Source organism: Paenibacillus vulneris, from assembly GCF_039543185.1.
GTDB classification, from domain to species: Bacteria; Bacillota; Bacilli; order Paenibacillales; family NBRC-103111; genus Paenibacillus_S; species Paenibacillus_S vulneris.
Map to the genome: position 1 here is coordinate 254,655 of NZ_BAABJG010000027.1, position 16,766 is coordinate 271,420.

The following is a 16,766-nucleotide window of genomic DNA, read 5'->3' on the forward strand; positions in this document are numbered from 1 at the left end:
TGTCTGTGTGCTGGATGATATTTTGCTGCTGATTGAACATTACGGATACATCGCCCTGTTCGGCTTGTTGGCTGTAGGGATAGTAGGACTTCCGGTCCCTGATGAAATCTTAATGACGACGGTTGGTTCATTGACCTCGAACGGAGGGCCCTTATCTTTTTGCAAATCGTTACTAGTCAGCTATGCCGGGACCATGACCGGGATGCTGGTCAGCTATTTTCTGGGGAAGACGGTAGGGAAGCCTTTCCTGTACCGCTATGGCAAATGGGTGAAGCTGACACCGCAAAGACTGGACTTGGCAGAGGGATGGTTCAAGAAATACGGACTGTGGACGGTTGCTTTTGGCTATTACGTACCGGGAGTTAGGCATTTTACCTGCTATTTGGCAGGAGTCAGCGCTGTATCGCTTTGGAGGTATTTGCTGTACGCAGGCACCGGAGCGCTGATCTGGTGCGCATCGTTCCTGACGCTAGGTCATTTTATCGGTGTGAACGCGCCAAAAATTATGCATCTTATTCATCACTACATGGGAATCAGTGCCATAGTGATTGTCATCGTAGCAGCAATCGGCATCGCTTTGTTTATGTGGATTAGAAAACGAGGGGCGTCCAAACAGAAAAAAACAGGTTGACACGACAAAAAAGCTTGAGTTCAGCTGAACTCAAGCTTTTTTCAATTTCAGGGTCCCCAGACGGAACGCGGTCATTATTCGGCGAACAGCTTAATGGAGTTGAGCTTATCCGTCTTAGGGTCGATATCGAGCTTCAATACGGCATCCTTGGATTTATAGATGAGGACGTAGCTTGTATTGGAGTCGGGCTTGCCTAATGCTTTGTAGATATCGCTTGTGGATTGGCCCAGCTTAAGCCCGTTCAATCCGGGATTGATTTCGCTGCTGCGAATATCGATGAATTGAAGCTGGTTTTGCTTGTTGTAGCCCACCATAAAATCCGTATAGTCATAAACAGTAATAGGATCCGTTTCGTCTTCCATTTGAAATTGCTCCTTGGGCTTGCCATATTTACTGGTGACTGCATCAGGCGATGATTTCAAGGTCAAGCCAAGCAGAGTCGGCTTGGTTTGATTGTAGGTCTCTTGAATATCGATCTTCGGCTTAGGTGTTGCCGTCGGTTTGACGGTTTCCGGTATCTCATCCTGCTTTGAGCCGTTCTCGGCGCTTGCGAGCGATACCTTGTCATTCGGATTGACTTGCTGCTGTGATGTAACTGCGGCTTGTTCTTGGGTTGGATCCTTACTGGTTTGCTGAGGCACAGCAGCAGCCGGCGTAGCTGTCGGAGCTGCGGTAGGCGTAGGGCTTAACGCCTCGGACCCTTGCTTGCATCCGGTTATCAGCAATATGAGGATGAAAGGAACGAGCCAGCGAGCGGCGTATGTAAGTGTGTTCATCATCCCAGTCTTCCTTTCTGGAAAATTTAGAAGGTTGCGTTATAAAGCAATATTAATCATACTCGCTACTCATTGAATCATCAAAGATCGTATACTTACAAATATCGGCGAATTTCATGAAAATGATTAGATATGATTTTCAAAGCACCATTTTCATGGTCTAGGTCCCCGTTTCTTGCTATCTATTCATATAGACGAGTTTGAGGCTGAAAAAGTTGCATAAAGTTTATAAAAGTTTATCCGTTTAGGACTTGAAACCCGGATTCCCGTTATGATAAGTTAACGGAAAAGGTTTTTCGGATGGAGGATACCGAATGGAATTATTAAAGCAAAAAATTAGAGAGGTCGGAGTCGTGATCTCCGATGATATTATTAAGCTGGACGCTATCTTGAATCATGCGGTTGATCCTGCGCTGACGACAGCGATGGGCAAGGAATTCGCCCGATTGTTCAGAGAAGACCGCGTGACCAAGGTGCTTACGATAGAATCATCCGGAATTCCCATTGCGTTTGCCACGGCGCAGGAGCTCAATGTTCCTATGGTATTTGCAAGACGCAAAAAGAGCTTGAATACGGACAATACCGAAATGTACAGCGAACGGGTGCCTTCCTTTACGAAAGGGCTGGTAACCGATATTATGGTCTCGAGAGAATGGCTCGGTGAACAGGACCGGATTTTATTGATCGATGATTTTATTGCCAACGGGGACGCAGCAAGAGGCTTGATCCGGATCATCCGCCGTTCGGGAGCGGAGCTTGTCGGAGTCGGCATTGCGGTTGAAAAATCATTTCAAGCAGGCGGTCGAACCATCCGTGAATCCGGGATTCGCGTTGAGTCTTTGGCAAGGATTGCATCGCTCGCAAATGGCGAGATTGTCTTCGAGTAGAGGCGAATCAAGAATTATTTTCAATTTTATTAACTATTCCCTCCACTGTGTTTTTCCTTTATAATGGATTCAAGCGAAAGAGAGGAGGCATTGCTATGGGGAATGAGATTCCGGCCGATTTTTTTGTAACTAAGTTGAACGAAGCTAAAATTCACTTTGAACGTGCCCTCGATTGTAAACATACAGAGTTTGACGACCTGTATCCCTATATGATTGAACATCCTCAATTTTTTTGGTACAAAAGGTATGTGGCATGGTCTGAATTGTTGACTATCGTTAAGCTATGCGAAGACCTTGATGTTGAGTGGCAGCAGCAGTTTTCACAACAGCAGGTCGAGTATATCAAGAAGAGAGTCATGTCCAGTAAAGTGTTGGATTATTGGTTTGAGACCAATGACTCGAAAGAACACGTCAGCTGATTAGTGCACTCTGAGATAGATAAAATAACCCCATAAGGTTTCGGATATGATTCAGGTACTTTACGGGAAACGTTTGAAAATGGTAAATTCTATATCCAAAAAACCTACCGTCCTCGAAAGGCGGTAGGTTTTTGTTCATGCTGCGGGTAAAACGGGCTCACGTAAGGTTAGTGAAGCATGTTCATGCTTTCGATATGTTTTTTGGTCTCGGGTGTACCCAGATCATACAGCTTGCGATATATCTCCCGCAGCCAATAATCGGACGCAACGTTGTCCCTGACGTTATGATTAATCGGATGTGCGCTCGAAGCTCCAGCAGCGGTACCTTCCTGAGCCTCGGCCGATTCCTCGAACAAAGCCTGAAGCTGATTAATCTCTTCGTCATTGGCCCGTATTTCAAATTCGAATTGGCCGGTCTCCTCCGGTTCTGTTATTTCCCCTGAGCCGACATCAATGTAATATGTTTTTTTCTCCATTGTGGCACAAAAACTCCTTTCCAAAGTCGGATCGACTGCTTATGTAAAACGCTTGTAAAGAAGAGAGCATACGTCTTCTGTTTATTGTACACCTGGAATGGTGTATTCTATTCTTAAACTACAGTTTGTCCAAAGGAGGGTCGTAGGATGATCAGTGAGGAGCAGCTGGACCGGTATAGAATAGAGGGGACCAAGCTTAGAGTGGTGAGGGACGCGGATCCTGCGAATGACGTCAAAGGAATTGTTGTTGCCTGGGACGATGCGACGGTCATGATCCGTAAGCAAAATCGAAGAATCGTGAAGCTGGACCGAAGCTATCATTACCAGCCAATGACCGAAGAACGTTATTCAGGCTGGAACGGGGAAGGGCTATGACGGGCTTTGCCTCAAATCATCCAATAACCCCATCGATATCGAATTTGAGATACTATGAGGCGGAAGACGGCTTAAACAGCTACTTCATGATAGAGAGTATCGAGCCGCTCCGCACTTTGAATTCGTCGATGTGGGGAGAAGGCTGCGGATGGCATTCACGCCTGATGAACCGACAGGTGGACCGCAGCTATTCCAGCTCGGATCCGCTGTCTGAGATGCATCAATTTATGCGTATGAGAAGCATCGGTATAGAAGAGACGGCGGCCTTATTAACCGCAGCTAGAGTGCAGGACAGAGGCTACTCCCAGGAATCCGGGGATAAGGGGCTGAAGGTATGCACCTGGGCTACTGTCGGCTTAAGCAATAAAGCGAGGGCGGGCTTCTTACGGGACATGCATGAGCTGTTCCCTGGAACCATTAACCTGATCGTGGTCATTGATGGAATCCTAACGGACGCGGCAATGGTCAATGCCGTGATTACAGCGACGGAGGCGAAGGCCGCTGCACTGCAGGACGCAGATATCCGCTTAGCGGACTGTCGGGAGATCGCGACAGGAACAACAACGGATGCGGTTATTATAGCCGCTACCCAGAAGGGAGCTTCGTATCGCTATGCGGGTACAGCAACCCAGCTTGGCTATGGTATCGGAAGAACGGTGTATGAAGCAATGGCTTATTCCATTCAAAGGTATAAGGCCTGGGAACTGTCACAGCAAAAATGAAACCTGGAGCCCGCAAAGTTCATGCTTAACGGGCCCCAGGTTTTGTATTTCCGGATAAGTGCGGTAATTGGTTACCTGCCTTCGGGACCGCAGCCACAGCCTTCGGATTTCTTCGGAGGGTTGTTGCCGTCGGCCATTTTGTCGCCGAATTGGTCCAGACGGGAAGGATGTCCCGCAGGGCCGTCGTTGTCGGGTTTGTTATTTCTGCCTGCCATTTGTATCACCTCCACATGAGATAGAGTCTCATGCTGGCTGATTTTTATCCGCTGAGGCCATTCGCATAATATTGGAGCCTTCAGAGAAACTAACTCTATAATCGAGAAATGTGGGAGCGAGGGTTGACGATGGATGATCAAGTGGTGCATTTGGACGATTTTTATGCGTTAAGGATTCATAGAGAAGGAAAACGCGGGGTCAACGGCGAAATCATTAGATTAAACACGAATTCCATACACCCGCCTACACATTTGTTCAATACTCCAAGCTTTGAGGATGCGGAGGCGTTAAAGGAATGGGCAGCCCGAGCCTTGCAGGCTTACCGGGAAGGGTAGATGAGAGAGGCTACTTTTTAAATGCCCCGACGATGTACAGCAATCCCAGAGTGGCCAGCATGCCGATCATGATGAACATGAGTCCGCTTATAAACAATATGGCTCCTGGAATAATAAAGCTGACAATCAACGTAATTCCGATGGCCCAAAGCATCGTTTGAAAGGTCAGCTTGATAAAACCCCAGACGAATAATGCCGCAACCACTCCCATAGCCAGCTGCAAAAAGATCATAATGCTCCCCCCTTGCCTTATATATATGGGCTTAAGCGGGAGATCATGATACAAGCTTCACGAAAGAACAGGAATATCCAAGGATATTCCTGCATACGATGTAATCCGGCAGCTAACGAACGTATTCGATTCTATTCGAACAGCGGGAGGAGATAAGATGTCCACGGAAGGTTCCGCATTGAAAGGAACGGTGTACGGCATTTTGTTTACGCTTCCAATTTGGGGAGCTATCGCCTGGATTGTTTTTGAATGTTTGGATTAAATAGCTCGGGTATCTCTTTTCGTCAGGAGAGGTACCCGATTGTTCTATTGGTTACAGGTTTGATTCCGATTTGGAAATGGCTTTATTGGAGCGGAATGTAATTTTTGCCGACCCGTTCGGGTTTCCTTCCGCTTGGTATTGATAGGTTGTCGTATAATCAGGGGACGACTTATCTCCCGATTCGGAGATGAGCTTGCCCTCACCGCCTACAATCCCTTTCACTTCATCAGATGTCATGCCCAAATTGATTTTGTCATATTTTTCTTTTGTCATGGTAGCTAGCGGGGCTGGGGTTGGAGTTGGCTGTACAGCATTTCCGCCGGAATGACTGCAGCCGATGCTGCTGCCGGCAATAACTGCTGCGAGCATAAGAACACAGATGGATTTTACCAAGTCTATCGCCTCCGAAGTACGGTTTTGGATTTTCATTATTGCTCTTGCTGCATTTGAAGCAATGTTCAATTCATCTCCAAACCGAATCGTAAATATACGGATTTCATGCTTTTTTAAAATTTTGTTTGACAACTGGGTAAAACAGGTGATATTATACAACTTGTCCCCTTCAAATATGAATGAGACATAATATATGCGGTCATGGCGGAATTGGCAGACGCGCACGGTTCAGGTCCGTGTGGGCTAACCCCCCGTGGAGGTTCGAGTCCTCTTGACCGCACCAACTATAACAAAACCACCATCTGATATCTCCGGATACCAGATGGTTTTTCATTTGGAGAGGCAGAGTGACATGCAATGATTATCCGTACCGCAGTTATTGATGATGTTCCTTCTATTCTTACCATTTATAACGAGGCCATCCTGAACACCGTGGCAACCTTCGATACGGTTCCGCGTACTTTGGAGCAGCAGGAGACCTGGTTCAAGCAGCATGGCGATCGTTACCCGATTATCGTGGCAGAGCTGGGAGGGACGGTTGTAGGCTGGGCATCCCTTAACGCTTATTCAGATCGTCTGGCGTATGCTCGCACCTCTGAATTGTCCCTGTATATTCACCATGATTTTCGGGGGCAAGGCATTGGGAAGCAGCTGATGGAGAAGGTGCTTGAGGCCGGCAAACAGGCAGGGCTGCATACCGTCCTGTCCCGGATAGTGGAGGGCAATGACAGCAGCATATACATTCACCGTACATACGGCTTCGACTATATCGGTGTCATGCGTGAAGTAGGCTTCAAATTCGATAAAATGCTGGACGTTATTCTTATGCAAAAAATGCTGTGATACTTCATAAAGCCGCCGTTGGGCGGCTTTTTTGCTTTGCACAACGGCTGTAGCGGGCTTGTACCGGCGGAGTACATTCGTAATCGTTCAGGTCATTCGTATGCCCCGTTAAAGTTTATCCAATGGAAACCCTCCTGCATATAATCCGGCAGCGAGCTTGGCACTAATAGACAGAGTAGTTGGAAAGGTCATGCTCAGGAAAAAGGTTGGTCGTCTGAAAAAAGTTGGTTGTCATTAGCCTTCTGTTAGGTTACAAAGTAAGTAGCTTACCTGGGTGCAAATGGCGGTTTTTCCCAGGATGCAGGTGGAGCTTGTCGGAGAAATCCGTTCCGCTGTATAATGACTACACCGATAGGACGGAAATACCCGGACAACCCGTTTTTGTTCGACGAACGAAAGGCGGGTTGATTTATTTTCACATTTCGGGCGAAGCAGTTAGGGTTCACATTGGCTTTCTTGCTTCAAGAAAGATGTGTACGCCGGCTTGATCCTATAGAAGCACTATTCCCATTAATCGTGTAAGGAGTTCATAGGCGTATGGAAAAGACCTGGTATAATCGATTGCTGATGTCGTATTTTCCGATCTTGTTCATCACCGTTAGTATCATTATTTTTGTATCCGTTTCCATGATGAGCGAAATTTCCATTAAGGAGACCGAGAAGGCCAATCGGATTTTTGCCAAATATGTGATCGATTCTATGGAAACCTCGCTGAAGGCAGTGGAGCGGGTTATTTTGGAGGAAGCGGGGAACAGCGACGCCTTCTATGATTTTTTCGAGATGAAGAACAAATCGGAGGGGGGAATGGTTTACTACGAGACGTCCAAGGAGCTGCATAAAATTCTTGACGATAACCCGATGATTCAATCGATTTATTTGTACCGCGCTCAGGATCAGCTGGTGCTGACGACCAACGCGATTCAGCAGCTGGATAACTTCCAGGACAAGGAATTCGTCGAGGAATCCTTCGGCAATCCGAATAATACGGGGTGGTCCGCCGTTCGCATGTATTCCGGCCTCAGCCTGCAGCCTAAGGAGAAGGTCATTTCCATAAGCAAGAAGGCGCTGCTGCCTTTCGGCAATCAGGGCATTATCGTGGTCAACGTCAGGGTCAGCTCGCTTCTGCGCATTGTGGACGAAATGATCAACGCGGATATTACCTTCATGGATATTAGGGATGCAGGGGGGCAGCGGGTATATCCGGTCGAGCTTGAGGAAGACAAGTCGCTCTCGGCACAAGGAAGTGTCATAACGGATATTCATTCCGATGTCATCGGCTGGAATTTCGTCAGCGGCATTAAGGGAGGACGCATGTTCAACTGGGTCTCGGCCATCTCCCATATTTGGCTTGGTATCGGCATAGCGACCGTGCTGTTCAGCATTATCTATACCCTGTATGTAACACGCCGGAATTACAAGCCGATCGAAGGCATCATGCAGCAGATCAACAAATACCAGAGCCGCAGTGCGCCTAGAGGAAAAGGCGGCGACGAATTCTCGTTTATCGGCAAAGTGCTGGACAGTTTGATGGAGCAAACCAACCGTTACGAGAAGCAGTATCAGGAGGATTTGATCATTAGGCGCAAGCAGTTTTTCCTGGAATGGATTGGGGGACAGTCTCCGATGAGCCGGCAGGAATGGGCTGCCCATATGAACCGGTACAAGCTGCCGAGCTCTTATACTAAACTGATTGTTTGTGTCGCAGAAATCGACGGATTTCCGAATTTCCAGCAAAGCTACAGTGTTACCGACCAGAACCTGCTCAAATTTGCTTTGACCAACGTCGCCCAGGAGCTGGCGGATTCCGAATGGCTGACAGTTTGGGCGGAGTGGATATCCGACAAACGGCTCTCGATTCTGCTCATGCTGCATACGGAGGAGGACGCGAAGCTCGAGGGTGTGAGCGATTTGCTTGACCGCTTTCGGACTTGGGTGGCCGTGAATTTGAAGTTCTCCTTAACCGTCGGTGTCGGAAGGAGCACGGAGCAGTTAACGGAGGTATGCAATTCCTTCGAGGAGGCGGTCACGGCACTCCAATATAAAATGTCGCTCGGCAACAATCAGGTCATCCGTTATGAAGAAATAGCGGCGGCCAGCTCCGGAGATACCCATAAATATTTTCAGCTGATGGATGCAATGTGCCAGGAATTTCGAATCTCCGACAGCAGCTGGCAGCTTCATGTTGACCAGTTCGCGGAGTATTTGGAGCAGGATGTGCTGAAGGGAGCAGAGATCCACCATTTGCTGCAATATGGGGTTCGGCTGCTTGAGCGCACGTTGGAGGGATTATCGTCCGATATTATCGAATACTGGAGGAAGCATGTTCTTCCCCGGCTCACAGAGGCGCTGGATACTTCAGAGACAACAGAAGAGCTTCTGCCAGCCGTCGTCTCCTCGCTTAAGCAGCTGCACAGCCAATACGTATCCCTTCGGGATGCCAAAAATCATCATCAGCTGGCAAGCGACATTCGGCATTATATTGAAGACAACTATGCCAACCCGGACTTATCGCTGAATCTGATCTCGGACCAATTTAATGTGAACGGCAAATATTGCAGCCATCTGTTCAAGGAAGTGTACGGAATGAAATTCGTAGATTTTCTCATGAATTTACGGATGGAGCAGGCCAAGAAGCTGCTATTGCAAACCGAGCTGCCCTTGCAGGATATTTCGGAGAAAGTAGGGTATACCCATTCGATTTCATTCGGACGCACCTTCAAGAAGGTCGTCGGCGTCACTCCCGGGGATTACCGCAAATATATGCAAGCCGAGTAAGGTGCGGAAGGCTCCCATGGTCAGCATGAGGAGCTTTCTTTAGTTTTATACGATGGCGAAGACGGCGGCTCGTCTATGCGATCCTAATAGGATTGTAAGCGGCTTAACGGAAGAAAACTCCAATGGAGAGAGGCTTGAGAAATCCGCACGGGAGTAAGGAAAAGAGCACTTCGCAGAGAAAAGTTAGTCATAAGAAATCGGTTGGTCGTCAGGAATCAGGCGCTCTCTGACAATCGGTTTATGCGGAAGAATCATGTTGGTTGACCCTTAGCCAGGGCGACCTGTATAACTTGAATTACATCCCGCCGGTCCTCCATCGGGCAAAGAAAGCGCAAGACGGATATATCTAGGGGGACATGAAGGATATCATAACGAAGCTCAGATGCAGAGGAGATGAATCACCTTGAAAAAGAAAGCGCTTAAACGAAACGCGGCATCCGCATTGGCAGCAGCTACGGCATTCGGTTTATTGGTCGGTTGTACCAGCAACGGGGGGCAAACGCAATCAGGCTCGGCGGGAAGCGGCGGCAGCGGCTCTAAAGAGCAAGTGACTTTGAAGGTCGAAGTGTTCGACCGCGGCAATTCGCCGGCGGGTATGACCGTTACGAACAATTTGGTGACCAAATGGGTGCAGGAAGCGTTCGGCAATCCCAATAACATTAAATTGGAATTCGTCCCTGTCCCCCGGGCTCAGGAAGTGGATAAGCTGAACGTTTTGATGGCGAGCGGGGATGCTCCGGATATTGTGTTCACCTACGACCCGAATCTTGTATACAAATATGTGCAGCAGGGCGGCTTGATGGATCTGGGTAAGCTGCTAGATGCAGGCGGCGCCAATCTGAAAAGCTATCTCGGTGAAGATACGCTGAATTACGGCAAATTTGACGGTAAGCAGTACGCTATCCCAGCCAAACGCGTGTATTTGGGCAAGTATTCCTCGATGATCCGGCAAGACTGGCTCGACAAGCTGGGTCTGCCGGTTCCGAAAACGACCGAGGAAGTATATAACACGCTGAAGGCATTCAAAGAAAAAAGTCCGGGCGGCAGCGGTACCATACCGTTAGGCTTCTCGCTGGCGCCGGCCTCCTATGAACCGATCATCTGGCCGTTTATTAAGAAAACGTCCGAGGAAGAACGCTATACGCTGATGCAACTGCTGGGTTCGGGCGATAAGCCGACGCTGATGCCTGGACATAAGGAAGGCGTCAAATTCCTTAACAAGCTGTACAATGAGGGACTGATCTCGCCGGATTTCGCACTGGATAAAGATAAGAAGAAGCTGCAGCAGGACGTAATGACGGGCAAAGTAGGCTTGTATGCGGAGGATGCAGGGCAAAGCTACGGCACCGCCCCTGAAGTGGTAGGCATCCTGCAGAAGAACGTGCAAGGAGCCAAGATTACGCCTATCGATCCTTATACCAACGAGGAAGGCAAGCACTCCAAGCCTGCATATCAACCGGCCGGGATGTATATCATGATTCCGAAGTCGAGCAAGAACGGCGAAGCGGCCATGAAATATTTGAACTGGATGGCGCAGAAGGATGTCCTGAACCGCCTTACTAACGGCGAGGAAGGGAAGAACCATACGCTTCAGGACGGACTTCCTATTCTGAAGGACGATGAAGCAACCAAAAATCTGCTGTATAACGCCGGAGATATGAGGCTGGTATCGAACGGATTGGATCTCGGCGACAAAACCAAAAACCTAAAAGCGATGGCGCTTGCGGCACCTGAAGCCTATCGTGCTGATGCAGCCATATCCTTCCAGAACGGATTGGCTGACGGGATCGCTCCGCTTCGCTTCGACCGTCCTATTCAAGCCGAGGTCAAGTACGGAAAAGTACTGCTGGACAAATACGAAGAAATGCTTGTCAAATGCATGATGGCCAAGCCGGAGGATTTTGACAAGGTTTACGACGCGATGCTGAAGGACTATATGTCCAGCGGCGGCGATGAAATCAAGAAAGAACGGACGGAAGCCTACAAATCGTTGAAAAAGTAAACAACTGGAAAATCCCTAGGCTGGAAAAGCAAATAGATAGAACCCGGGAGGGGGCTCCGGCCCCCATCCCAAAGGTTCGCAAGCAAACGGTTAGATGAGGCAGGAGGAGGCTTGAGAGAAGTGCGAGGTGCAGGAACTTATTTAAATCGTTATTGGCAGCTGTATGCCATGCTGATGCTGCCTATTGCTTACTTCCTTGTATTTAAGTACGGCCCGATGTACGGTGTGACGATTGCGTTCAAGGATTTCAACTTGTTTCAGGGCATCAACAAGAGCCCGTGGATCGGCTTGGATACGTTTCGGGAAATTTTCAAAATGGACGCGTTCTATGTCGCGCTGCGCAACACCTTTATGCTTAATTTTTTGGATTTGATCTTTTCGTTCCCCGCCCCGATTTTGCTGGCGCTGATGCTTAACGAGCTGGGCAGAGCCTGGTTCAAGAAGCTTTCCCAGACGATCCTGTACTTGCCGCATTTCATCTCCTGGGTTATTATCGGCGGCATTGTGTATCAGGCATTTTCTACGAACTCGGGTGTGGTTAACCATCTTCTCGGAAACATCGGAATCGGTCCGATTCCGTTTCTATCGGATAAATACTACTGGCTTGTTACGTACTTGGGCACAGGGATCTGGCAGAGCGCCGGATGGGGCACAATCATTTATTTGGCTGCTTTGACTGCCATCAACAAGGAGCTGTATGAAGCTGCTGATGTAGATGGAGCGGGACGGTTTGCAAAAATTTGGAACATTACCCTCCCGGGGATTCGATCTACGATCATCGTGCTGCTTATTTTGAAGCTGGGGGAAATGGTGCAGATCGGCTTTGACCGTCCTTTTGTTATCGGCAATGTGACGGTGGCGGAATTTTCCCAGGTGCTTAGCACGTTCGTATACAAAATCGGGATGCAGACAGGGGAATATTCCGTTGCTACGGCGGTCGGCTTCTTCCAGGCTGTCGTGGGGCTGGTGTTCATTCTGACCTCCAATTACATCTCCAAGAAAACAACTGACGAAGGCATTCTGTAGCCTTTTCCTCGTACAGAGAAAGGAGTACGTTTATGAACACGAAAATGGGCAATCGCCTGTTCGATGGAGTCAATACGGCGCTGCTGCTGGTCGCTCTGATCCTATGTCTGGCCCCCTTTCTGCATATCCTGTCAATATCTCTCAGCTCCAACAAGCCGATTATGTCGGGAGATGTGACGATTTTTCCGGTTGATCTGAATTGGGAGGCGTACAACCGGGTACTGGCTGATGCGGCGATGATCCGCTCTCTGGGCCTGTCGGTCGGACTTACGGTGCTGTTCACCGTACTGTGCATGGTTATGACCATCTTTGCGGCCTACCCTTTAACCAAGACAGAGCTTAAGGGTCGCAAGGTATTCATGTATATGATCGTTTTTACGATGTTTTTCAGCGGAGGGATCATTCCCGAATATATCCTGGTGAAGGAGCTTCACCTGGTCAATACCATTTGGTCGCTGATTTTGCCGCTGCTGGTAAACCCGTTCTACCTGATTATATTAATCACGTTTTTTAACGGCATTCCTAAGAGCTTGGAGGAGTCGGCGGAGCTGGACGGAAGCTCTCATTTCGGAACGCTGATCCGGATTATTCTGCCTTTGTCGATGCCTGCCATTGCAACGCTAAGCTTGTTCTATGCGGTCAACCGCTGGAACGGCTTTATGGACTCGTTATTTTACATCACCGACCCGAACCTGTATCCGCTTCAGCTGAAGCTGTATCAAATGATTATGAACAGCATGATGACCGATCAGATGCAGATGGAGGGCGCGCAGATCGTGCAAATTTTGCCGGAGAGCCTGAAGGCTGCCAGCATTGTGGTGGCGACGCTGCCTATTCTGGTCGTGTATCCGTGGCTGCAGCGGTATTTTGTGTCCGGGATTATGCTTGGCTCGGTCAAAGGATGAGTGCAGGTTATTAGGGCAACGAATACTGCGGAAAGTGTTGCGGGAAGAGCTAGTTTTCGTAAAGATCGTTCGTTAGGTAATACACAATGGAGGGGAGCAGAAATGCTGGATAAGGGAGAATACTCGTTTTCGACCTGCTGGAATATTAAGCGGCACACGGTCGGAAGGGAGATGGTGGAGGAGATCCGGTCACTCGGATTTCGTTATGTCGAGCTGAACTATAATGTGACCGACGAGCTTATGACTACGATTGAACCGATGATTGAAAAAGGGGAAATTGGAGTATCCAGCGTGCACAACGTGTTTCCTTATATTGCCGACAAGGATTATGATACCGATTCGGTCATGCTCGGCTTCGACGATGAGGCGAAGCGGGGACGGTCCGTTGAGTTGCTGGTCCGGTCGATGGAATATGCTCACCGGTACGGGGCAAAAGCGGTCGTAGTCCATCCGGGAGAGGTTCCGTTCGAGTACAACATAGACTCCGAGCTGAAGAAGGTCTATCGCGAGGAAGGCAAGGAGTCGGCGGCGTACCGTGGGCTGTGGGCGAAGATGCTGGAGCGGAGGGAGAGGCTCAGCCCGATATATACGAAGCGGATTCAGGAAAGTCTGGAGAAGGCGAGCGAGCATGCCGCACAACGGGGCTGGAACGTCGCCATTGGCATAGAGACGCGTTCGCGCTGCTATCAGATGCCGACGCTGATGGAGGCGAAGACGATCTGTGATAGCCTTCAGGGAGCGCCTGTCTATCTGTGGTACGATATCGGTCATGCGACCATGATGGAGCGGATGGGCTTGTATGATAACGCCGCCGAGTTGGAACAGGTTAAGCGCTATATCTATGGCGTCCATATTCATGAGACGCTGGAGCTGTCCGACCATTGGTGTCCCTATGTGCACAGTAACGATCTTACAGGCTTTGACCGTTTCCTGGGAGCTATCGAACAGGCGAAGGTGAAGGTGTATGAGCTGAAAGCCGCTTGCCAGCCGGGCGAAATCGGGGAAAGCCATCGGATTATTACCGGCAAGCTGGATGGTTTGAGAGGGTAGGTGGGAGATTTCATGGACCGCGAGCTGGCTCTGAAATATGCGCCTGTGCTGTATTTCGATCATCGGGAGCCGTTTTATCCGGTTAGGGTAGGAGTAACTGTATTTCGGGAGCCGGGGGAATCCCCGTCATTTCGCAGAAAAATACGGTTCACGAATGATACAGCCTGCGTAATCGAATATGCCATTTACTGGGACTACGATATTCAGCATTTGTACGAGCTCGAGCATGTATGGATTTATGTGGGGCAGGATGGGGAGGTCGCGGATGCGGAAGCCAGCTTCCACGGCAAATATTTGAAATCGCTGCTGCCTGGGCGAAGTAATGTCGAGGGGAAGCAGGTCCGGCTGTATTCCCAGCCGGGCAAGCATGCCTTTTCGCCGCTGCCCGAGCTGTTCGAGCTCTTGCCGGGCATGCGGTCTGCGGCGAATGAAGACGCCGGCATCGACGGCTTGACGGTACCGGAGATGTTCCGTAGCCGGGTTAGTGCGGATGCGGCGATCCATTGGCTGGTCGAGCGGCATTTGCGTTCGCTGGCATTCGAGCCGTCGATGCAGTTCGAAGCGTATCACATCCCTGATGGGCTGTTCGTAGATTGGGCTGACTTGGCGGAAGAAATCCCGGTTCGCATAGAACGGGAATTGGAACGCCTAAGAGCAAAGTACCTAGAATGATGTAACCAGAAGAGGAGAGAGCCATGGATTCGACATATAAGAAGCTGGTCCTATTATATGATGACGTGACGCAAGCGACCTTGGGCAAGCAAGTAAAGGACGCTTCGAACAAATATGCGGGCGGTATTATGGATGATTCGGGCATCCCGAGGCCGAACCACGGCGGCACGCCTAGTGTGATGGCCTATTGGGCATGCGCATTGGTTAACCCGGATTCAAGGTATTATCATGATCCGGAGCTTCTTAAGGCCCTGGACCTGGCGGCCGATTTCATGCTGAACCGCCAGCATGCGGACGGGACCGTGTCGCTCGGCTCGACGAACTTCAACTCGCCTCCCGACACCGGTTTCGTCGTAGGGGGAGTGACCCAAATGTACCAGCTGCTGCACAGGCACAGCTGGACCGCCGTACAGCCGACGGCAGAGAAGCTGCGGCGGTTTCTGGAGCGGACGATCCCCGCTATGCTGACGGGCGGCTGCCATACGCCGAACCACCGCTGGGTGCTGACGGCGGCGCTGTCGCTCCTTTACGAGATATTTCCGCTGCCGGAGCTTGTAGCAAGGGCTGAGGAATGGCTCGCGGAAGGACTTGACATCACTGAGGACGGTGAATGGACCGAGCGCAGCAACGGCATTTACAATGCCGTCAGCGATATTGCGCTCTATCATACGGGCCGCGTGCTGGGCAGACCTGAGCTGCTGGAGGCAGTCCGCCGCAATCTGCGCATGATGGTCTACCTCGTTCATCCTTCCGGCGAAATTGTCACCGACTATTCCGGCCGACAGGATTTCGGCCATCCGTATCACCTGGGTACGTATTTTCTCTCTTACCGGCTGATGGCGGCACTCGATAAGGATTCGTTATTTGCCGCAATGTCCGATTGTGCCGGGTTCTGCATCAGCGGACCGGAAGGCGTAAATAACAACGCGCTGCTGCAGCTGCTGCTGTATCCCGAGCTGACGGATATAAGCGGTTTGGAGCGTGCCGCGCTGCCGGATCATTACGTCAAGGTGATCAATGGCTCACATCCGATTCGGGAGCATCTCGGCGCTATCGATTCGGCAGGTCATCATATGAAAATCCAGCATAGCAGCATGCATCTGGCGTTCGGTGCTCCGCTCGTTCGCATACGGGAGCAGGAGACCAGCGTCACGATCATGACGAGAACGCCGTCGTTCTTTTCTCTGCGGCACGGTGAGGTGAGGCTGCTCGGCTTGAAGCTGTCCACGTCCTTTTCGCCGGGTATTGTGAAGTTTGATGAGCTTTCCGTTAGCGAAACCGGCTATACGTTGGATATTACGATGGAAAAAGGCTATACAGGCCCGATCCCGAAGCACCTGCTTCCGGAAGGGCGCACACAGCTCAGCCCTTGGTATTTGCTTCCGCACCAGCATAGGCCGCTGACGCATGTGCAGTCCCACCGTTTGAGAGCAGAGCTGACGCCAGGGGAAGCGGAATGGACTCTTCGAATCGTCTCGGATGACAGGGAGGATGTATTGACTCAGCTGACATTTATTCTAGGCGCTGAAGGCAAGCTGGAAGGCGAGGGCTTGGAAGCGATCGGCGAAGGGCGATATGTGCTGACAAGCGGTGCCGCACGCTATTCGGCAGGGGCTCACGCGATCGAGCTCTCTCCCGGGGGGCACGAGCATTTCGTGACGGAGGTCCGCGAGGACAGCCACCCGGCAGGCTGCCAATATGTCCATCTGAACTGGGTGACGCCGTTCGATAAAACCGTCAGGATCCGATTGCTGTAATAGGAGGGTGGG

At 50.1% G+C, this 16,766-nt stretch carries 19 protein-coding genes and 1 tRNA gene; 15 read left to right on the forward strand and 5 right to left on the reverse strand.

Features of this window, described 5'->3' with window-relative positions; genetic code table 11:
• Positions 1–7: 7 nt before the first annotated feature.
• Complete coding sequence (locus ABEA66_RS24115) at positions 8–631, forward strand: DedA family protein (protein WP_345591486.1); 624 nt, start codon at positions 8–10, stop codon at positions 629–631.
• A 74-nt stretch (positions 632–705) separates the two neighbouring features.
• On the opposite strand, the gene ABEA66_RS24120 is transcribed toward ABEA66_RS24115, so the two are convergent.
• Positions 706–1,410, reverse strand: a complete 705-nt coding sequence (locus tag ABEA66_RS24120) for a DUF4309 domain-containing protein (RefSeq protein ID WP_345591488.1) — start codon at positions 1,408–1,410, stop codon at positions 706–708.
• Between the two features lie 311 nt (positions 1,411–1,721).
• Here ABEA66_RS24120 and ABEA66_RS24125 point away from each other — a divergent pair, with 311 nt between their 5' ends.
• Both ABEA66_RS24125 and ABEA66_RS24130 read left to right on the forward strand, forming a co-directional pair.
• Complete coding sequence (locus tag ABEA66_RS24125; protein WP_079908668.1) at positions 1,722–2,294, forward strand: xanthine phosphoribosyltransferase; 573 nt, start codon at positions 1,722–1,724, stop codon at positions 2,292–2,294.
• Positions 2,295–2,389: 95 nt separating this feature from the next.
• Positions 2,390–2,713, forward strand: a complete 324-nt coding sequence (locus ABEA66_RS24130) for a hypothetical protein (protein WP_079908669.1) — start codon at positions 2,390–2,392, stop codon at positions 2,711–2,713.
• A gap of 167 nt (positions 2,714–2,880) precedes the next feature.
• On the opposite strand, the gene ABEA66_RS24135 is transcribed toward ABEA66_RS24130, so the two are convergent.
• Positions 2,881–3,189: a hypothetical protein gene (locus tag ABEA66_RS24135; protein ID WP_345591490.1), complete on the reverse strand. Its 309-nt coding sequence runs from the start codon at positions 3,187–3,189 to the stop codon at positions 2,881–2,883.
• Between the two features lie 147 nt (positions 3,190–3,336).
• Here ABEA66_RS24135 and ABEA66_RS24140 point away from each other — a divergent pair, with 147 nt between their 5' ends.
• The gene (locus tag ABEA66_RS24140; RefSeq protein ID WP_345591492.1) at positions 3,337–3,564 is read left to right on the forward strand and encodes a hypothetical protein; all 228 of its coding nucleotides are present in this window, start codon (positions 3,337–3,339) and stop codon (positions 3,562–3,564) included.
• Positions 3,561–4,286 (forward strand): adenosylcobinamide amidohydrolase, encoded by a 726-nt coding sequence (locus ABEA66_RS24145; protein ID WP_345591495.1) that lies wholly within the window; start codon positions 3,561–3,563, stop codon positions 4,284–4,286. Before ABEA66_RS24140 ends, ABEA66_RS24145 begins: the two co-directional genes overlap by 4 nt.
• Positions 4,287–4,357: 71 nt before the next feature.
• Here the strand turns inward: ABEA66_RS24145 and ABEA66_RS24150 are convergent, their stop codons facing one another.
• Positions 4,358–4,501, reverse strand: a complete 144-nt coding sequence (locus tag ABEA66_RS24150; RefSeq protein ID WP_345591497.1) for a hypothetical protein — start codon at positions 4,499–4,501, stop codon at positions 4,358–4,360.
• 129 nt (positions 4,502–4,630) lie between these two features.
• Here ABEA66_RS24150 and ABEA66_RS24155 point away from each other — a divergent pair, with 129 nt between their 5' ends.
• Positions 4,631–4,837, forward strand: a complete 207-nt coding sequence (locus ABEA66_RS24155) for a hypothetical protein (RefSeq protein WP_345591499.1) — start codon at positions 4,631–4,633, stop codon at positions 4,835–4,837.
• Positions 4,838–4,847: 10 nt separating this feature from the next.
• Here ABEA66_RS24155 and ABEA66_RS24160 read toward each other — a convergent pair whose 3' ends face one another.
• Together ABEA66_RS24160 and ABEA66_RS24165 are read right to left on the reverse strand one after the other, a co-directional pair.
• The gene (locus ABEA66_RS24160; protein ID WP_345591501.1) at positions 4,848–5,069 is read right to left on the reverse strand and encodes a hypothetical protein; all 222 of its coding nucleotides are present in this window, start codon (positions 5,067–5,069) and stop codon (positions 4,848–4,850) included.
• A 313-nt stretch (positions 5,070–5,382) separates the two neighbouring features.
• The gene (locus tag ABEA66_RS24165; protein ID WP_345591503.1) at positions 5,383–5,724 is read right to left on the reverse strand and encodes a hypothetical protein; all 342 of its coding nucleotides are present in this window, start codon (positions 5,722–5,724) and stop codon (positions 5,383–5,385) included.
• A gap of 195 nt (positions 5,725–5,919) precedes the next feature.
• Between ABEA66_RS24165 and ABEA66_RS24170 the strand changes: the two genes are divergently transcribed.
• The 9 genes from ABEA66_RS24170 (at position 5,920) to ABEA66_RS24210 (ending at position 16,754) form a co-directional block, all read left to right on the forward strand.
• Positions 5,920–6,007: transfer RNA gene (locus tag ABEA66_RS24170), tRNA-Leu, on the forward strand.
• 74 nt (positions 6,008–6,081) lie between these two features.
• The gene (locus tag ABEA66_RS24175; RefSeq protein ID WP_345591505.1) at positions 6,082–6,567 is read left to right on the forward strand and encodes a GNAT family N-acetyltransferase; all 486 of its coding nucleotides are present in this window, start codon (positions 6,082–6,084) and stop codon (positions 6,565–6,567) included.
• A gap of 537 nt (positions 6,568–7,104) precedes the next feature.
• The gene (locus ABEA66_RS24180) at positions 7,105–9,342 is read left to right on the forward strand and encodes a helix-turn-helix domain-containing protein (protein WP_345591507.1); all 2,238 of its coding nucleotides are present in this window, start codon (positions 7,105–7,107) and stop codon (positions 9,340–9,342) included.
• Positions 9,343–9,745: 403 nt separating this feature from the next.
• Entirely contained in the window at positions 9,746–11,344 is a 1,599-nt protein-coding gene (locus tag ABEA66_RS24185; RefSeq protein WP_345591509.1) for an extracellular solute-binding protein, read from the forward strand.
• 168 nt (positions 11,345–11,512) lie between these two features.
• Entirely contained in the window at positions 11,513–12,370 is an 858-nt protein-coding gene (locus ABEA66_RS24190) for an ABC transporter permease (RefSeq protein ID WP_345591724.1), read from the forward strand.
• A 32-nt stretch (positions 12,371–12,402) separates the two neighbouring features.
• Positions 12,403–13,275, forward strand: coding sequence for a carbohydrate ABC transporter permease (locus ABEA66_RS24195; protein WP_079908678.1), 873 nt, complete (start codon positions 12,403–12,405; stop codon positions 13,273–13,275).
• A 102-nt stretch (positions 13,276–13,377) separates the two neighbouring features.
• Positions 13,378–14,325, forward strand: coding sequence for a sugar phosphate isomerase/epimerase family protein (locus ABEA66_RS24200; RefSeq protein ID WP_345591511.1), 948 nt, complete (start codon positions 13,378–13,380; stop codon positions 14,323–14,325).
• Between the two features lie 12 nt (positions 14,326–14,337).
• Positions 14,338–14,997 (forward strand): hypothetical protein, encoded by a 660-nt coding sequence (locus ABEA66_RS24205; protein ID WP_345591513.1) that lies wholly within the window; start codon positions 14,338–14,340, stop codon positions 14,995–14,997.
• Between the two features lie 23 nt (positions 14,998–15,020).
• Complete coding sequence (locus tag ABEA66_RS24210) at positions 15,021–16,754, forward strand: hypothetical protein (RefSeq protein WP_345591515.1); 1,734 nt, start codon at positions 15,021–15,023, stop codon at positions 16,752–16,754.
• Positions 16,755–16,766: the final 12 nt, after the last annotated feature.